This is a genomic window from Arthrobacter humicola (genome assembly GCF_022803015.1).
Taxonomy (GTDB): Bacteria; Actinomycetota; Actinomycetes; order Actinomycetales; family Micrococcaceae; genus Arthrobacter; species Arthrobacter humicola_A.
This window is the reverse complement of sequence record NZ_JAFKON010000073.1, coordinates 1-255: the sequence shown is the minus strand read 5'-3', so window position 1 is coordinate 255 and position 255 is coordinate 1. Positions and strand designations below refer to the sequence as shown.

1 rRNA gene is annotated in these 255 nt (G+C 50.2%); it reads right to left on the bottom strand.

Annotated features, from left to right (window positions below):
* Window positions 1-88: ribosomal RNA gene (locus tag ARTB_RS21490) — 16S ribosomal RNA — on the bottom strand; the annotation flags it as partial.
* Window positions 89-255 lie beyond the last annotated feature (167 nt).

Below are 255 nucleotides of genomic sequence, written 5' to 3'. Positions count from 1 at the left end.
CGGTGCAAGCACCGGATCATCGTTCGACTTGCATGTGTTAAGCACGCCGCCAGCGTTCATCCTGAGCCAGGATCAAACTCTCCGTTGAAGTAAAACAGACACAACATGCGCCCCCGGGAAAACGGGACACACACGCTGCACAAAATTTGAAACCAGCCAAAAACACCAGACCACACCACGGGGTGGCGGGCCCGGCAAATTCAACCAATTCAATACAATAAATTGGTATCAACAAACTTGGCACACTATTGAGTT